Source organism: Hahella sp. NBU794 (assembly GCF_050749805.1).
Taxonomy (GTDB): Bacteria; Pseudomonadota; Gammaproteobacteria; order Pseudomonadales; family Oleiphilaceae; genus Hahella.
Genome location: NZ_CP192738.1, coordinates 5,379,853 through 5,392,641, shown reverse-complemented (window position 1 = coordinate 5,392,641; position 12,789 = coordinate 5,379,853). Strand labels below are relative to the sequence as shown.

The 12,789-nt window shown below is 54.7% G+C and carries 12 protein-coding genes; 4 read left to right on the top strand and 8 right to left on the bottom strand.

The genetic code is table 11. The features are described from left to right. Positions 1-66: 66 nt before the first annotated feature. Entirely contained in the window at positions 67-984 is a 918-nt protein-coding gene (locus ACQYWX_RS23455) for a DMT family transporter (RefSeq protein ID WP_216735647.1), read from the top strand. A gap of 8 nt (positions 985-992) precedes the next feature. Further along, the gene (locus ACQYWX_RS23450) at positions 993-1,436 is read left to right on the top strand and encodes a YchJ family protein (protein ID WP_253938161.1); all 444 of its coding nucleotides are present in this window, start codon (positions 993-995) and stop codon (positions 1,434-1,436) included. A gap of 8 nt (positions 1,437-1,444) precedes the next feature. Here ACQYWX_RS23450 and ACQYWX_RS23445 read toward each other — a convergent pair whose 3' ends face one another. Both ACQYWX_RS23445 and ACQYWX_RS23440 read right to left on the bottom strand, forming a co-directional pair. Next, positions 1,445-2,449 (bottom strand): adenosine deaminase, encoded by a 1,005-nt coding sequence (locus tag ACQYWX_RS23445; protein ID WP_216735649.1) that lies wholly within the window; start codon positions 2,447-2,449, stop codon positions 1,445-1,447. Positions 2,450-2,546: 97 nt separating this feature from the next. After that, positions 2,547-3,653, bottom strand: coding sequence for a BMP family ABC transporter substrate-binding protein (locus tag ACQYWX_RS23440; RefSeq protein WP_431686520.1), 1,107 nt, complete (start codon positions 3,651-3,653; stop codon positions 2,547-2,549). A 380-nt stretch (positions 3,654-4,033) separates the two neighbouring features. Between ACQYWX_RS23440 and ACQYWX_RS23435 the strand changes: the two genes are divergently transcribed. Further along, positions 4,034-5,842, top strand: coding sequence for a patatin-like phospholipase family protein (locus ACQYWX_RS23435; protein WP_431686519.1), 1,809 nt, complete (start codon positions 4,034-4,036; stop codon positions 5,840-5,842). A gap of 39 nt (positions 5,843-5,881) precedes the next feature. On the opposite strand, the gene thpD is transcribed toward ACQYWX_RS23435, so the two are convergent. The 6 genes from thpD to ACQYWX_RS23405 all read right to left on the bottom strand — a co-directional run bounded on the left by thpD (position 5,882) and on the right by ACQYWX_RS23405 (position 11,392). After that, on the bottom strand, positions 5,882-6,823 hold the full coding sequence (thpD, locus tag ACQYWX_RS23430; RefSeq protein ID WP_216735652.1) for an ectoine hydroxylase: 942 nt from the start codon (positions 6,821-6,823) through the stop codon (positions 5,882-5,884). A gap of 9 nt (positions 6,824-6,832) precedes the next feature. Beyond that, a complete protein-coding gene (locus tag ACQYWX_RS23425; protein WP_011395439.1) occupies positions 6,833-7,231 on the bottom strand; it encodes an ectoine synthase in 399 nt (132 codons plus the stop codon). A gap of 141 nt (positions 7,232-7,372) precedes the next feature. After that, positions 7,373-8,644 carry a diaminobutyrate--2-oxoglutarate transaminase gene (gene ectB / locus ACQYWX_RS23420; protein WP_431686518.1) on the bottom strand — a complete coding sequence of 424 codons (1,272 nt, stop codon included), beginning with the start codon at positions 8,642-8,644 and terminating at the stop codon, positions 7,373-7,375. A 142-nt stretch (positions 8,645-8,786) separates the two neighbouring features. Then, complete coding sequence (gene ectA / locus ACQYWX_RS23415) at positions 8,787-9,344, bottom strand: diaminobutyrate acetyltransferase (protein ID WP_431686517.1); 558 nt, start codon at positions 9,342-9,344, stop codon at positions 8,787-8,789. 392 nt (positions 9,345-9,736) lie between these two features. Then, complete coding sequence (locus ACQYWX_RS23410) at positions 9,737-10,690, bottom strand: tripartite tricarboxylate transporter substrate binding protein (RefSeq protein ID WP_279505441.1); 954 nt, start codon at positions 10,688-10,690, stop codon at positions 9,737-9,739. A gap of 360 nt (positions 10,691-11,050) precedes the next feature. Continuing rightward, the gene (locus tag ACQYWX_RS23405; protein ID WP_279505439.1) at positions 11,051-11,392 is read right to left on the bottom strand and encodes a hypothetical protein; all 342 of its coding nucleotides are present in this window, start codon (positions 11,390-11,392) and stop codon (positions 11,051-11,053) included. A 338-nt stretch (positions 11,393-11,730) separates the two neighbouring features. On the opposite strand from ACQYWX_RS23405, the gene ACQYWX_RS23400 reads away from it, so the two are divergent. Beyond that, positions 11,731-12,783: a hypothetical protein gene (locus tag ACQYWX_RS23400; protein WP_279505437.1), complete on the top strand. Its 1,053-nt coding sequence runs from the start codon at positions 11,731-11,733 to the stop codon at positions 12,781-12,783. The last annotated feature ends 6 nt before the right edge of the window (positions 12,784-12,789 follow it).

Below are 12,789 nucleotides of genomic sequence, written 5' to 3'. Positions count from 1 at the left end.
TCCAAATATTGCGGATTGGCGAAATCTTCAATATTTGTCGTCAGGATAGAAGTACAGGACGCAGCTATGTCTCAGGAAGTTTCGCGCAATACTAACGAGTCGCTGGCGTTGCGCTATGGTTTGTCCGCCGTCTTGCTGTGGTCCACCGTGGCCACTGCGTTCAAATTGGCGCTGGCGCAGCAAAGTGTCAGTCAGCTGGTGTTTTTCGCCAGTCTGACATCCGTATTGGCCCTGGGGGCGGCGCTGCTCTGGCAGGGGCGTCTGGCGGAGGCGATGCGTTCTTTGCGGGAAAACGGCTGGCGGGCGCTGTGTTTCGGTCTACTGAATCCGCTGCTGTACTACCACATTCTGTTTTATGCCTACGATCTGCTTCCTGCCCAGGTAGCGCAGCCCATTAACTACACCTGGGCGTTGATGCTGGCGTTTCTTGCTGTGCCTTTTCTCGGCCACAAGCTCACGCGTACGGATGTGATCGCCATGTTGGTGAGTTACAGCGGCGTGGTGGTGATCTCCTTTGGCGGCGATGACAGCGGACAATCTTTAAATCTTATAGGGATTGCGCTGGCTTTGGTCAGCACCCTGGTCTGGGCGGCCTATTGGATTTTGAACTCCAGAGACAAGCGCGATCCGGTGATCGGGTTGTTTCAAAACTTCTTATTCGCCACGCCCTGCGCCGCCGTGCTGGCCTGGCCTTTGAATCTGGCGCCCGCCGCGTTGGGCGGCGCAGTCTATGTCGGTCTGTTTGAAATGGGCGTGACTTTTATGTTGTGGCTGATGGCGATGAAATATACGCGCCACGCCAGTCGCATCAGTAATCTAATATTTATATCGCCGTTTATTTCTCTGCTGCTGATCCACTTTATTCTGGGCGAGAAAATTCACATGCTGACCCTGGTGGGTCTTGGTTTTATTGTCGCCGGTCTGGCGATTCAGGCGCGCTCCGCTAAAAAAGGGCGGGCATCCGAACCTTTGTTGACTGAATGAGAGTAGTTATGAATAACCTGTGCCCCTGTAATTCCGGTTCGCCTTATGAAGAATGCTGCCAGCCGCTGCATTCCGGTAAGGCGGCGGAGACGCCGGAACAGCTGATGAGATCCCGGTATACCGCCTTTGCGATGGGGTTGATGGAGTACCTGCAGCAGACGTGGTGCGCGCAGCATCGCCCGGCTGATTTACAGCCGAACGAAAGCATCCAGTGGAAGCGTTTGGAAGTGCTGGATAGCGGCTCGGAAGGCGAACAAGGCTGGGTAAATTTTCGGGCCACGTTTCAGGAAGGGGACAAATGGATGCAGTTGCAGGAACGCTCCCGTTTCACTAAAGAGCAGGGGCGCTGGTTGTATGTGGATGGCGACGCCACCTGGACGGCATTAAGCGTCGGCAGGAACGATCCATGTCCCTGCGGCAGCGGTAAGAAAAATAAAAAATGCTGCGAGTGAGCTCTGTCTCAGTGATTTTGCAGATATTGGTCCAGGCGGGCAAGTAAACGCACTTTCTCCTCTGAGGTCAGAAAACTGGCCTCAAAGCTGTTTCTCGCCAATTGCGCCGCCTGCTCTTTGCTCATGGGTAGCGCTTCCTGCATGGCGATGAAGTTCTCATTCATATAGCCGCCGAAATACGCCGGGTCATCCGAGTTCACTGTTACCTTCAGACCTTTTTCCAGCAGACGCAAAATGTTGTGTTCTGACATGGAGTCGAACACGCATAGCTTGATATTAGAGAGCGGGCAGACGGTCAGCGGAATTTGTTCGTCGATCAATCGCTGCATCAGCGCCGCGTCTTCAATGCAACGCACGCCATGATCGATGCGTTTGACCTTCAGCAAATCCAGCGCCTGCCAGATATACTCAGGCGGTCCTTCTTCACCGGCATGAGCCACGCTCAATAAGCCGGCGTTCAGCGCTTGCTCGAACACGCGCTGGAACTTCTCTGGGGGATGACCGACTTCAGAGCTGTCGAGCCCAACGCCGACAAAGTGCTGCTTATAAGGTAACGCCTGGCGCAGCGTTTCCATCGCCGCTTCTTCACTCAGATGGCGCAGGAAACAGAGAATCAGCTTGCTGGATTGGCCCCACTGCGCTTCCGCATCCTCCATAGCGCGGGTCAGGCCGCGTATCACCACGCCAATGTCCACGCCGCGATCTGTATGGGTTTGCGGATCAAAAAACATTTCCGTATGGATGACGTTCTGCTCACGACATCGCTGCAGATAGGCGAATGTCATATCGTAAAAGTCCTGCTCATGCAGCAACACCTGGGCGCCCTGGTAATAGATATCCAGAAACTCCTGCAGGTTGTTGAACTCATAAGCCGCACGGACTTCTTCCACATTGGCGAAAGGCAAGGCGACGCCGTTGCGGCGTCCGATTTCGAACATCAACTCCGGCTCCAGCGAGCCCTCAATGTGCAAATGTAGCTCCGCCTTGGGAAGTCCTTTCAGAAAGTCTTGCATATCAAATTCCTGCGATCTTTTTTGAGATTCGGCCGTAGGCCGCTAATGCCTTAAACATAGCATTTTGCGGCCCGTCGCGCTTACCTGATGCGATCTCTTAATGGGGAATTTCGCCTTTGATTCCCTGTACATACCAATTCATGCCGGCGACTTCTTCGTGAGCGAGCTCTTCACCGGCAGGGACTTTTAACTCGCCTTTCTGGTTATAGATAGGACCGGTGAAGGGTTTCAGTTTGCCGGACTTGATGTCGGCGATCATGGATTCCGCTTCTTTCACCACGTCAGCGGGAATGGCTTTGTTGAACTCTGGCAACAGGATCATGTCTTCCGCCATGCCGCCCCAATAATCACGAGGTTTCCAGGTCCCGTCCATGACGCTTTGCACGGTGTGAATGTAGTGATAGGACCAGTCATCCACGACCGACACCAAGTGCGCTTTGGGGCCGAAACGGGACATATCGGAAGATTGCCCGACGGCGTACACGCCGCGCTGTTCAGCTACTTGCATGGCGGCGGGGCTGTCTGTGTGCTGCAGAATGACGTCGACGCCCTGATCAATCATGACATTAGCCGCCTCCGCTTCTTTCGCCGGGTCGAACCAGCTGCTGCCCCAGAGAATCTTCAGCTCATAATCCGGATTGACCTTGTTCATGGCGAGACGCACGGCGTTGATGTCACGAATGACTTCAGGAATGGGAAAGGAGGCGATGTAACCGAGCTTGCCGGTCTTGCTCATTTTCGCCGCCACATAGCCAGATACGTAGCGTCCTTCATAAGTGTTGGAGATATAGGTGCTGACGTTTTTGGTGCGTTTGTAGCCGGTGGCGTGTTCGAACACAACGTTGGGGAACTGGGCCGCCACTTTTAAGGTGGGGTTCATGAAACCGAAGGAGGTGGTGAAGATCACCTTGTGGCCGGACTTGGCCAGATTACGGATGACCCGCTCCGCGTCGGCGCCTTCCGGCACATTTTCTACATAGGTGGTTTTGACTTTGTCGCCGAAATGCTTCTCCAGCGCCTGGCGTCCCTGATCGTGTTGATAGGACCAGCCGTGATCGCCGATAGGGCCGACATAGACAAACCCGACCTTAAAGGGCGCCTCCGCGTGGCTGATGAACGACGCCAGCAGCGCCACGGCGCCGAGTAGGGCGATCAGAGGTTGACGGGCTTTTTTGAGTAACGCAGTCATGCTGACATTCAACATCGTAATGTATGCTCCCGGATCGTGTTTTTTTGTTTATTGACGGCGGGTAGCCTCATGCTCAGCGGCCGCCGCTGATGCAGAAGCAATTTTATGACCAGCCGGACAGGTTTCGGAAACTTCCGCCGTATTCCGCGACGGGCTGCGTCACCGGCGATTCACCCAAGCACCGATATTGAACCTTTACTTTCCTGAAGTACATATATGCCCTTAAATGGGGCGCGCAGTGATCCGCCGCAGCGAGGAAATGGAGCCCAAGTTGGTCGTTTTGATGAGTAATCTGGATAGCGCAGTAAGGCCTGATTTAAGTTCGCGCATGACGTCTTCGCTCTTCCCGACGGACGCCATGCGCGCTTTTTCATCGGATGATAAGGAGGTCTGTTATGCAATCAATTTCTCAGCGCCATGAATATTCGGACTACGTCAGCGAATTGAAACGGTGGTTTCCGCAAGACCGCTCCGTTTCCCAGGAAAATCCCGTGCCTTCCCATACATTTGAATTCGCCCTGGCGTTGGCGGGCGCGGTGTCCGGCGGCGCCTACGCAGCGGGTTTCATGGATGTATTGTTTGAGGCTCTGGATGCATGGGAGGCGACGAGGGGACAGACTGGCGTTCCCGTCCATCGCGTGCGCTTAAAAACGGTATCCGGCGCTTCCGCAGGAGCGATGAACGGCGCCTTGGCGGCGTTGTTCGCCAGACGGGATTTCAAACATGGGCGTCACCCCAGGGAGGAGCCCGGCTATCTATTCAACAATCCTTTTTACCAGGTTTGGGTTCGAGATATTGACGCCCAACGCCTGCTGCGTCCTGACGATCTGGGCAAGGACTCTGCGTTACGATCGCTTTTGAATTCCGCGCATCTGGATCAAGTGGCGGAATCGCTGCTACGGCGCCTGGACGCCACCGCTGAGTCGTCTGATGGATATCAACGGTCCTGGATGGGAGACGCCTTCAGTCTGCACTTTACGGTATCCAACTTACGTGGCGTTCCTTACGCATTCGCTTTCTCCACGCCAAAGGGAGAGGGGCCGGGGGCGCGTGACCTGACCGGGCACCTTTCGCGGCTGCATCAGGATCATCTGAGCTTCGCCGTCCCGGTTGGCGCAGCTGTTCAGGTGTTGGACTTTCCACCGGATCACCGCGCATTGCCGTTGGATTTCTTAAATGAATCCTGGCGTGACCTGATTCAGGGAGCGCTGGCGGCGGGAGCCTTTCCCGTTGCGTTACAGGCGAGAACCTTGCGAAGGCCGCGTCGTGATTACGACTGGCGTTTTATTCGCTGCGATGACGAAGGGGTATATCGGTTTGTCACGCCTGCGTGGGGGCGGGAAGAGGAGCAAGAGGAGACCTACTGCTTTCTCAATGTGGATGGCGGCGTGATGAACAATGAGCCGTTTCAGTTGGCGCGGCGGACATTATCGGGCTTGGAGGGGCGTAATCCCCGCTCCGGCGCTGCGGCGAATCGGGCGGTTATCATGCTGGACCCGTTCCCTGAAGCGCCCGCGCCGGGACTGGCGGATCAGGACTCTCTGGCTCACATCCTGCTGGGATTGCTGAGCGGCCTCAAGAACCAGACCCGGTTTGACTGTCAGGATATTCGTCTGGCGGACGCTGGCGATATTTATTCCCGTTTTCTGGTGGCCCCTCGGCGTTCCGGTAAAAAGGGAGGGTTAGATATCGCCGCCGGCGGATTACAGGGTTTTCTTGGTTTCTTTTCAGAGTCCTATCGTCACCATGACTTCTTTCTCGGGCGACTGAACGGCTATAAGTTCCTACGCGACTGGTTTGTTTTACCCGCCGCCAACCCTGTCATTCAGCATGGATACGCTTCGCTCAGCGATGTGGAGCGGGAACGTTTCGCCTCCCGCGTTCGTCGGGATCACTACCAAATCGCGCCTTTAATGGCGAGCGTGGGTAAGCATTTTGAAGGAGAGGCGATGGAAAGCGCCATGCCCAGGTGGCCCGGCGCACTCAGTCGCGCTGAAATGACGCTGGCGGAAGGATGGATTCGGGATCGCCTCGACGCAGTGTGGCCGCAGGCGCTGGCGGAGATGCGCGGCGTTTCCGCTGGATGGCGGGGAACCTTGTTAAGGCTTGGCGTTGGTCTGTGTGAGCGACCGGTAAAGGCGAAGCTGGTGGACAGGGTGATGCAGGCGCTGCGCGGAGCGATGCGCGAAATGTCTGAAGGATAAGGCCGGCGCCCGTCGTCGGGCGCCGGGACCTGATCAGGCTCAGGAGGGATCGGTTAGTGATCCTGCCTTAAGCGGCGCAGTCGCTTGCCGGGAAGCGATATATTCCGGGCGCGGCTGATGATCGCTGAAAGGCGTCTCCAGGCGATTGCTCCAGGCGTTATAAACAAAGAAGGCGTTGGAGCGCGGGAAGGGCGAGATATTGCTGTTGGAGCCATGCATGGTGTTGCAGTCGAACAATATCACGGAGCCGGGTTTGCCGGTGGCGGTGGCGATGCCGCCTTCGTTGACCAGCGTGCTCAGGGCGATCTCGTCGGGAACGCCATACTCCTGGCGCTTCAGCGATGTCTTGTAGTTATCCTCCGGCGTGCCGTCGACGCAGGCGATGTAGTATTGATGCGAACCGGGAACCAGCATCAATGGACCGTTGTACTCGAAGTTCTCGGTCAAGGTAATGGAAGCGCTGAGGGCGCGCATGCGGGGCATGCCGTCTTCCACGTGCCAGGTTTCGAAATCCGAGTGCCAGTTGAATTCCTTGCCGCGGAAGCCGGGCTTGTAGTTCAGACGGGACTGGTGAATATACAGGTCGTCGCCGAGGATGAAACGAATGATGTTCATCAGTCTCTGATCGGTGGCGAGTCTGGAAAACAGCGGGCTAAGCTGGTGTACGCTGAATATGGAGCGCACCGACTGGCTTTCCGGCTCTGTAATGGTTTCCTTGCGCTTGGCGATCATGGGATTGCGGCGCATTCTCTCCATTTCTTCGGTCAGCAGCGCGACTTCTTCCTGAGTGAACAGTTCGGGCAGCATCAGGAAGCCGTTTTTGTCGTAGCTTTCCACCTGCTCTTGAGTCAGAGGGCAGTCGGCGTCGTACTCACTGTAAACCACCGGGTCGCAGCGCTTGAGAATGCAGACTTCCGAACTTTTGCGCGAAGGGTAGGGGTCCGGTGGGGTAAGGTGTGCTTTATCAAGAATCATGTTCATGGTTTTGCTCTACTCCATTATGGTTTCTGCTTCCAGGGGGTACACGCCATTCTCGTCGTGGGTCTCTTTACCGTTAAGCGGTGGATTGAAGACGCAGGCGACGGTCATTTCACTAAAGGCGCGCAGCAGGTGTTTATCATGTTTATCCAACACGTAAAGGGTGCCGGGTTTGATGGCGTGGACTTCGCCATCGGCGACGGTTTCCACCTCGCCTTCACCGGAGATGCAATACACCGATTCCAGATGGTTCTGATAATGAATCGGCGTTTCCTTGTTGGCGTATAAAGTGGTGATATGGAAGGAAAAGCCCATGTTGTCGTCTTTCAACAGCATACGGACGCTTTCCCAGTTGTCCGCTTTCACTCTGCGATCGGATTGGCGGGCTTGTTCCAGTGTTCTAACGATCATTGCAATTGACTCCTGCAATAAGTCTGAATTCGTGACGGATGTATAAAGGTATATCTGTGTATAAAGGCGTTCCTGTTCACAAAGATGTGCCTGTGTACAAAGATGTACTTGTGTACAAAGATAAAAGGCGCAAGAGGGCTATCAGCTGGCCTTGCTGATTTCATTGACCAATGCGTCTTCCACGCACTGCGCCAGCGTCGCCAGTCCCTCTTTGAGTTCCTGCTCTGAGATCACCAGCGGACACAGGCATTTCACTACCTGGGATTCGGAACCGCTGGTCTCGATGATCAGGCCTTTCTGGAACGCGCGCTTACAGATAGCGGCGGCCAGTTCTCCGTCGCGACAATTCAGCCCGCGCATCATGCCGCGGCCTCTCGCCTGCATGAGCGTCTTGCCGTGCTTATCGGCGATCTTGTTCAACTCGGTGCGCAGAATTTCGCTTTTGCGTTCGATCTCTGTGGCGAAGTCCGGGGTGGACCAGTAGTGACGAATCGCGGCGGCGGCGGTAATAAAGGCGTGGTTGTTGCCACGGAAAGTGCCGTTATGTTCGCCGGGTTTCCACTGGTCATACTCAGGCTTGATCAGGGTGACGGCGAAGGGAAGACCGAATCCGCTGAGGGATTTCGACAAGGTCACGATATCTGGTTTGATGCCGGCTTTTTCGAAACTGAAAAAGGTCCCCGTGCGTCCACAGCCTGCCTGGATGTCATCTACGATCAGCAGAATGCCGTGCTTGCGGCAGATCGCCTCAACATTGCGCAACCAGCGCTCACTGGCTACGTTCAGGCCGCCTTCGCCCTGCACCGTTTCCAGAATGACCGCCGCAGGCAGGTCCAGGCCGCTGCTGTTATCAGAGATCATCTTGTCGAGGAGTTTGCTGGTGTCCACGTCCTTGCCCAGATAGCCGTCATAGGGTAGGTGTGTGACACTGTTCAACGGCACGCCCGCAGCATCGCGGTGGTGGCTGTTACCAGTGGCCGCCAGAGAGCCCAGAGTGACTCCGTGAAAGCCATTGGTAAAGGCCACAACATTGTGCCGTCCGGTAACGTTGCGGGCGACTTTGAGCGCGGCTTCCACGGCATTGGCGCCGGTGGGGCCAGTGAACTGAACCACATACTCCAGCTTACGTGGGGTCAGGATGCGCTCTTTGAATTCAGTCAGAAAACGCGCTTTGGCGTCGGTATGCATATCGAGACCGTGAGCGACGCCGTCCTGGCTGATGTACTCCAGCAACGCTTCTTTCAGCGCAGGGTTGTTATGGCCGTAGTTCAAAGTGCCGGCGCCAGCCAGAAAGTCGAGATGCTTCTCGCCGTCAACGTCATACAGATGAACGCCTTTGGCCTTGTTGAAAATTTTAGGAAATGAGCGGGCGTAACTTTGTACGCCGGATTCTACTTCTTGGAAAATATTCATGGTTTCTCCTTGTCGTAGCTGATGAATGTCAAGCATGGTGCGGTGAGCCCGCGACAGCGAAATGCTCCGCCGTCTGATTTAAATCCGGATGCACTCCCTTGCTCCGGATACAGGTCCTGAGACCGGATCGCTTAAGTCCGCGTCAATCGCGCAGACAGGATGGGTCGAACGGGCCTATGGTTAATAAAACTTCTTCTTCGTGATCGTCAGTAAACTGCGATGCATCGAACAGAGTGCGCCGTTGCATCTCCGCTCCCAATTCCTGGGCCAGTTTCTCGAACAGTTTCCAGGAGGCTTGGTTGCTGGGATTAATGGTCGTTTGCAGGTGCGATACGTTTCGACAGGCGTCCCGCGCAAGAATGGCGCGCAACATCTGTCCCGCCAGTCCTTTTCCGCGCATGGATCTATCAACCGCCACCTGCCAGATGAACAGGGTGTTGGCGTCTTCCGGCAGGAGGTATCCGGAAATAAATCCTCCTGGCTTTTGCTTTTCACTTTCATCAACGCTTGTTGCTATGACGCAGGTATTCGCCCAATGCGTGCATTGCAGCAAGTTGCAGTAAACCGAATTTTCGTCCAGTGGGGGACAGCGTGAGATGAGTTGGTGAACGGAAGGGCCGTCTTCAGCGGTGGGCGCACGCAGAATAATCTCTGACTGACGCCTGTCTGGAATGTGCATAGCAGTAATTTCGTTTCTCATGGGGTGGAGGATTCTATACAGTTGATACTTAGAATACAAACTAAATATTTCTTGCGTGTTTCAGTCGTATCCACAAAATCGCGCTATTTTGCGGCACTTGTGGCGTGTAAATGTTAAAAATAAGTTACAGTAAGAAGTAATAATTTGAGAGGCCTGGATGCGTGTACGCCGGGTTCTATAAGCGTTACAGGCGGAGAGGTTGAAATATGACCAGGTCGGCGCGGAATGAAAATAACGTCAGGATATTGCGCTAAATTGCTCTAGGAGGAGGCGCAGCGCTGGAGTCTGGGAATTTGGAGTTGAAATGAATAAGTTGGGAGTAGAAATAAAAAGGGGCCGCCAAATTGAAGCCCCTTGTTAAGTTCAGATGTTTGAAATCTGCTCGAGTGCGCTTAGATGCTGTTAAGCAGTCTGCGGATGGTGACTTCTTGCTCTTCCAGGAAACCTCTGGCGTCCTGTGTCGGGATGTATAGAGATTCCCAGCCGTATTTCAGTCTGACGGTTTTCCAGTCTGGAGACTTGTCCAGCGCGGCGAGCATGTCCGCATATTTGGTGACGGTTTTGTCCGGGGTGCCGGGAGCGACGAAGAAGCCGCGCCAGTTGGCGAGAACGACGTCCAGACCTTGTTCTTTCATGGTTGGAATATCAAACCCTTCCAGACGCTCGGCGCTGGTGACGCCCAGTGCGCGCAGCTCGCCGGACTTGATCTGTTTTACGACCTCCCCCATGCCGGTCACCATCGCAAGGGCGTAACCGTTGGAGAATTTACGCATGGCGTCGCCACCGCCGTCGCTGGCGGAGTAACGCAGTTTTTTAGAGGACATGTTGGCCGCTTCCAGTACCGCCAGTGCGGTAATGTGGTCCAGGCTGCCTTTGGCGGAGCCGCCTACGATAGGCTTGCGCTTGCCAATTTCTTTGATGGCCGCCAACAGATCATTCATGTTTTGGTAAGGAGAGTCTTTGTTCACCACGACGACCTGGTATTCAGCGATCAGCATGGCGACGGGCGTGACGTCCCGGAACGAGCGTTCGTAAACGCCTGACAGGCTGCGCAGAATCAGCGGCAGCGACTGCACCATCAGGGCGTCCTTATAATCTTTGGATGTCGCCAGCGCGTTCAATGCGCGTCCGCCGCCTTCGCCGGAATAATTCACATACTTGGCGCCGCCGATGAGCCCCATTTTAGTGAGCGCTGCGCCGGTCTCTCTGGCGGTGGTGTCCCAGCCGCCGCCTTCGCCAGCGGGGATGAGAAACTTCTGCACGTCTGCATGAGCGGTCGGAGCCAGCGCCAGCGTAAGGGCGGCGGCTTGTAAAAACGTTTTCACATTCCTGAAAAATATTGGCATATGCGTCTACCTCCTGTGCTTGAAATTCTAGGTAAGATTTGAACTGGATTACAGGAGTAAGTCGCGCGGTGGCGAGTATTGTCCGTTACGCTTGTTTGCAACGTGCGGAAATACGCAGGGAGTGGAAGATTTTGAAGATACTGCTTTCATGGTCTGCTCCTGTTATTTTTATCGAGCATAACGTATAAGCGCCTGAGAAAAAACGAGATTTCTGTAAACACGAACTCGCTTTTTCGCCTGTTTTTTGATCAACAAAAAAGCAGGGGCGATGCTTCTTCCCGAATATAGAGAGCTAAGCTGTCACCAACCTGTCATGGAAACGCTCCCATTAATTTTTTGTGACAGGGTTTGCATTTCATTTTATAGCCCGCTGAGGTAATCGGAGAGGGTGTTTTGGGCGCGAGACAGCTCATTGACGCCTTGCTCGGCGCGGGATACGCCACTGCATAAACTGAAGCGAACCAGCCTGATTTTTAACCGCAGCCCGGGTGGACGCCGTTTACGTTTGCACAGGAGGTCGGCGGTGGGTTCAGCGGATTGGTAAAGGCGACTTTGGCCTTGAGCACTTTTTAGTGATGTGGCGATTGCGTTATTGACTGCGCCTTCGTCTGCGTCAATTTGCTCCAGCGCAATATCCGTCCCCTGGCGATAGTTAACCAGTGCGCGCAATAGTTGGCGTGCGCTGCATATCATGAGCTTCATGTTCCATACTCCGCTGTATCTATCCCTGTCTTTCCGAGCATAACTTATGCCGTGTTTGTGTGTATGACCCGGGTCAATAACTTTCTGAGGGAGGCGTACTCTGGGGCGCTATATCGATAAAGGTGACTCTAACGCGGATTTAATGCTGTGCCCGTGACTGGATATTCATTATTTTGCCGCGTATAGATGTAGTTCAGGCGTTTTCGCAAATGTGCAGTTTTGCATCGACGCGGCTGTCGGCGACGTCAGCATTTGAACGCGAAACTGTTAGAGGATTTTCACAATAATCATGTCAGGCCGGTGTCGCATTCGCCCGGTGTGACGGTAGGAGGTGGTTCGTGTCTTCATTGCCCAGCGCTGCGTTTGTAAATACGCATGGCGGCGCCAACAAACCTGGTGGCGCCACCAATTATGGCGTCGTCAACAGTCATGGCGTCGTAAATAGCCATGGCGCTAAGAGTTGCTTTATTTGCGGTCTGACTGTGCAGCGCGTTGTGATAGGCGCGGCGGCGTCATCGGAACTCACTTGCGATAACCCGGAATGTCGACGTCTGGCGGAGCGCCGGGCGGCCACCCCACCAGCTCTGTTTGACGCACAAGTGAAATTTCATCGTCAGCGGATGCAAGAAAGAAAGGTCATCGCGGAAGCTGAGCAACGCCGGATAGAAACGCAAAGCGCGGAGGAAGCGAAGCAGAATCAGGCGTTATACGCCCAGCTCGCCAAGTCGGAAGGCCTGGACCCCGAAGGAACTCCGGTAACTATTCCCACTGCGCCGACCCGTCTCACTACGTTGCCGAAACATCGTATTCGGCAGTACCGCGATTTCCTGACGCAAATCATCAGTGAAGCCTGCATGCACGGCTTTAAGGATACGGACGACGATCTCGCCAGCCGCGCGCGCTCTAAAGCCAACAATAAGCCTTTGGAGCACTCTGAAACTCTGGCCAATATGAACATGCATCTGTGCACCATGTGCAAAGGCGGTTGCTGCACCAGTGGGCGTGAGCACGCTTATCTGTCGGCCAGCGTTATTCGGCGTTTTATGCGGGAAAATCCCGAGCTGCGACCTCGCCATGTGCTACAGCTTTATCTGGAAAAACTATCCGGCAAGTCCATACGCGGCTCATGCATCAATCACACAAACAAAGGCTGCAGTCTCCCACGGGAAATGCGTTCGGATATCTGTAACGGCTACTTTTGCGATTCGCTGAAAAGCTTCAATCGCAAATATGCGCGAGAGACGCCGCCGTCGCAGATTATCGCCATCGCCAGGGCGCAGGATAACTGGAGTCGTTTTCACCCTGAGCAAAGCAATGACGTTGTCGCCGTCGCTGTAGTGTCCTCGGAAGAGGCGAAACTGCTGCCGCTGCCGGAAGGCCCACGCGAGTAAAGCGAC

Coding starts and splice junctions, on each gene's coding strand:
- ACQYWX_RS23425 (WP_011395439.1), bottom strand. CDS start 7,231: ATGATCGTTAGAACACTGGAACAAGCCCGCCAATCCGATCGCAGAGTG.
- thpD (WP_216735652.1), bottom strand. CDS start 6,823: ATGAACATGATTCTTGATAAAGCACACCTTACCCCACCGGACCCCTAC.
- ACQYWX_RS23450 (WP_253938161.1), top strand. CDS start 993: ATGAATAACCTGTGCCCCTGTAATTCCGGTTCGCCTTATGAAGAATGC.
- ACQYWX_RS23435 (WP_431686519.1), top strand. CDS start 4,034: ATGCAATCAATTTCTCAGCGCCATGAATATTCGGACTACGTCAGCGAA.
- ACQYWX_RS23455 (WP_216735647.1), top strand. CDS start 67: ATGTCTCAGGAAGTTTCGCGCAATACTAACGAGTCGCTGGCGTTGCGC.
- ectA (WP_431686517.1), bottom strand. CDS start 9,344: ATGAGAAACGAAATTACTGCTATGCACATTCCAGACAGGCGTCAGTCA.
- ACQYWX_RS23440 (WP_431686520.1), bottom strand. CDS start 3,653: ATGTTGAATGTCAGCATGACTGCGTTACTCAAAAAAGCCCGTCAACCT.
- ACQYWX_RS23445 (WP_216735649.1), bottom strand. CDS start 2,449: ATGCAAGACTTTCTGAAAGGACTTCCCAAGGCGGAGCTACATTTGCAC.
- ACQYWX_RS23410 (WP_279505441.1), bottom strand. CDS start 10,690: ATGCCAATATTTTTCAGGAATGTGAAAACGTTTTTACAAGCCGCCGCC.
- ACQYWX_RS23405 (WP_279505439.1), bottom strand. CDS start 11,392: ATGAAGCTCATGATATGCAGCGCACGCCAACTATTGCGCGCACTGGTT.
- ectB (WP_431686518.1), bottom strand. CDS start 8,644: ATGAATATTTTCCAAGAAGTAGAATCCGGCGTACAAAGTTACGCCCGC.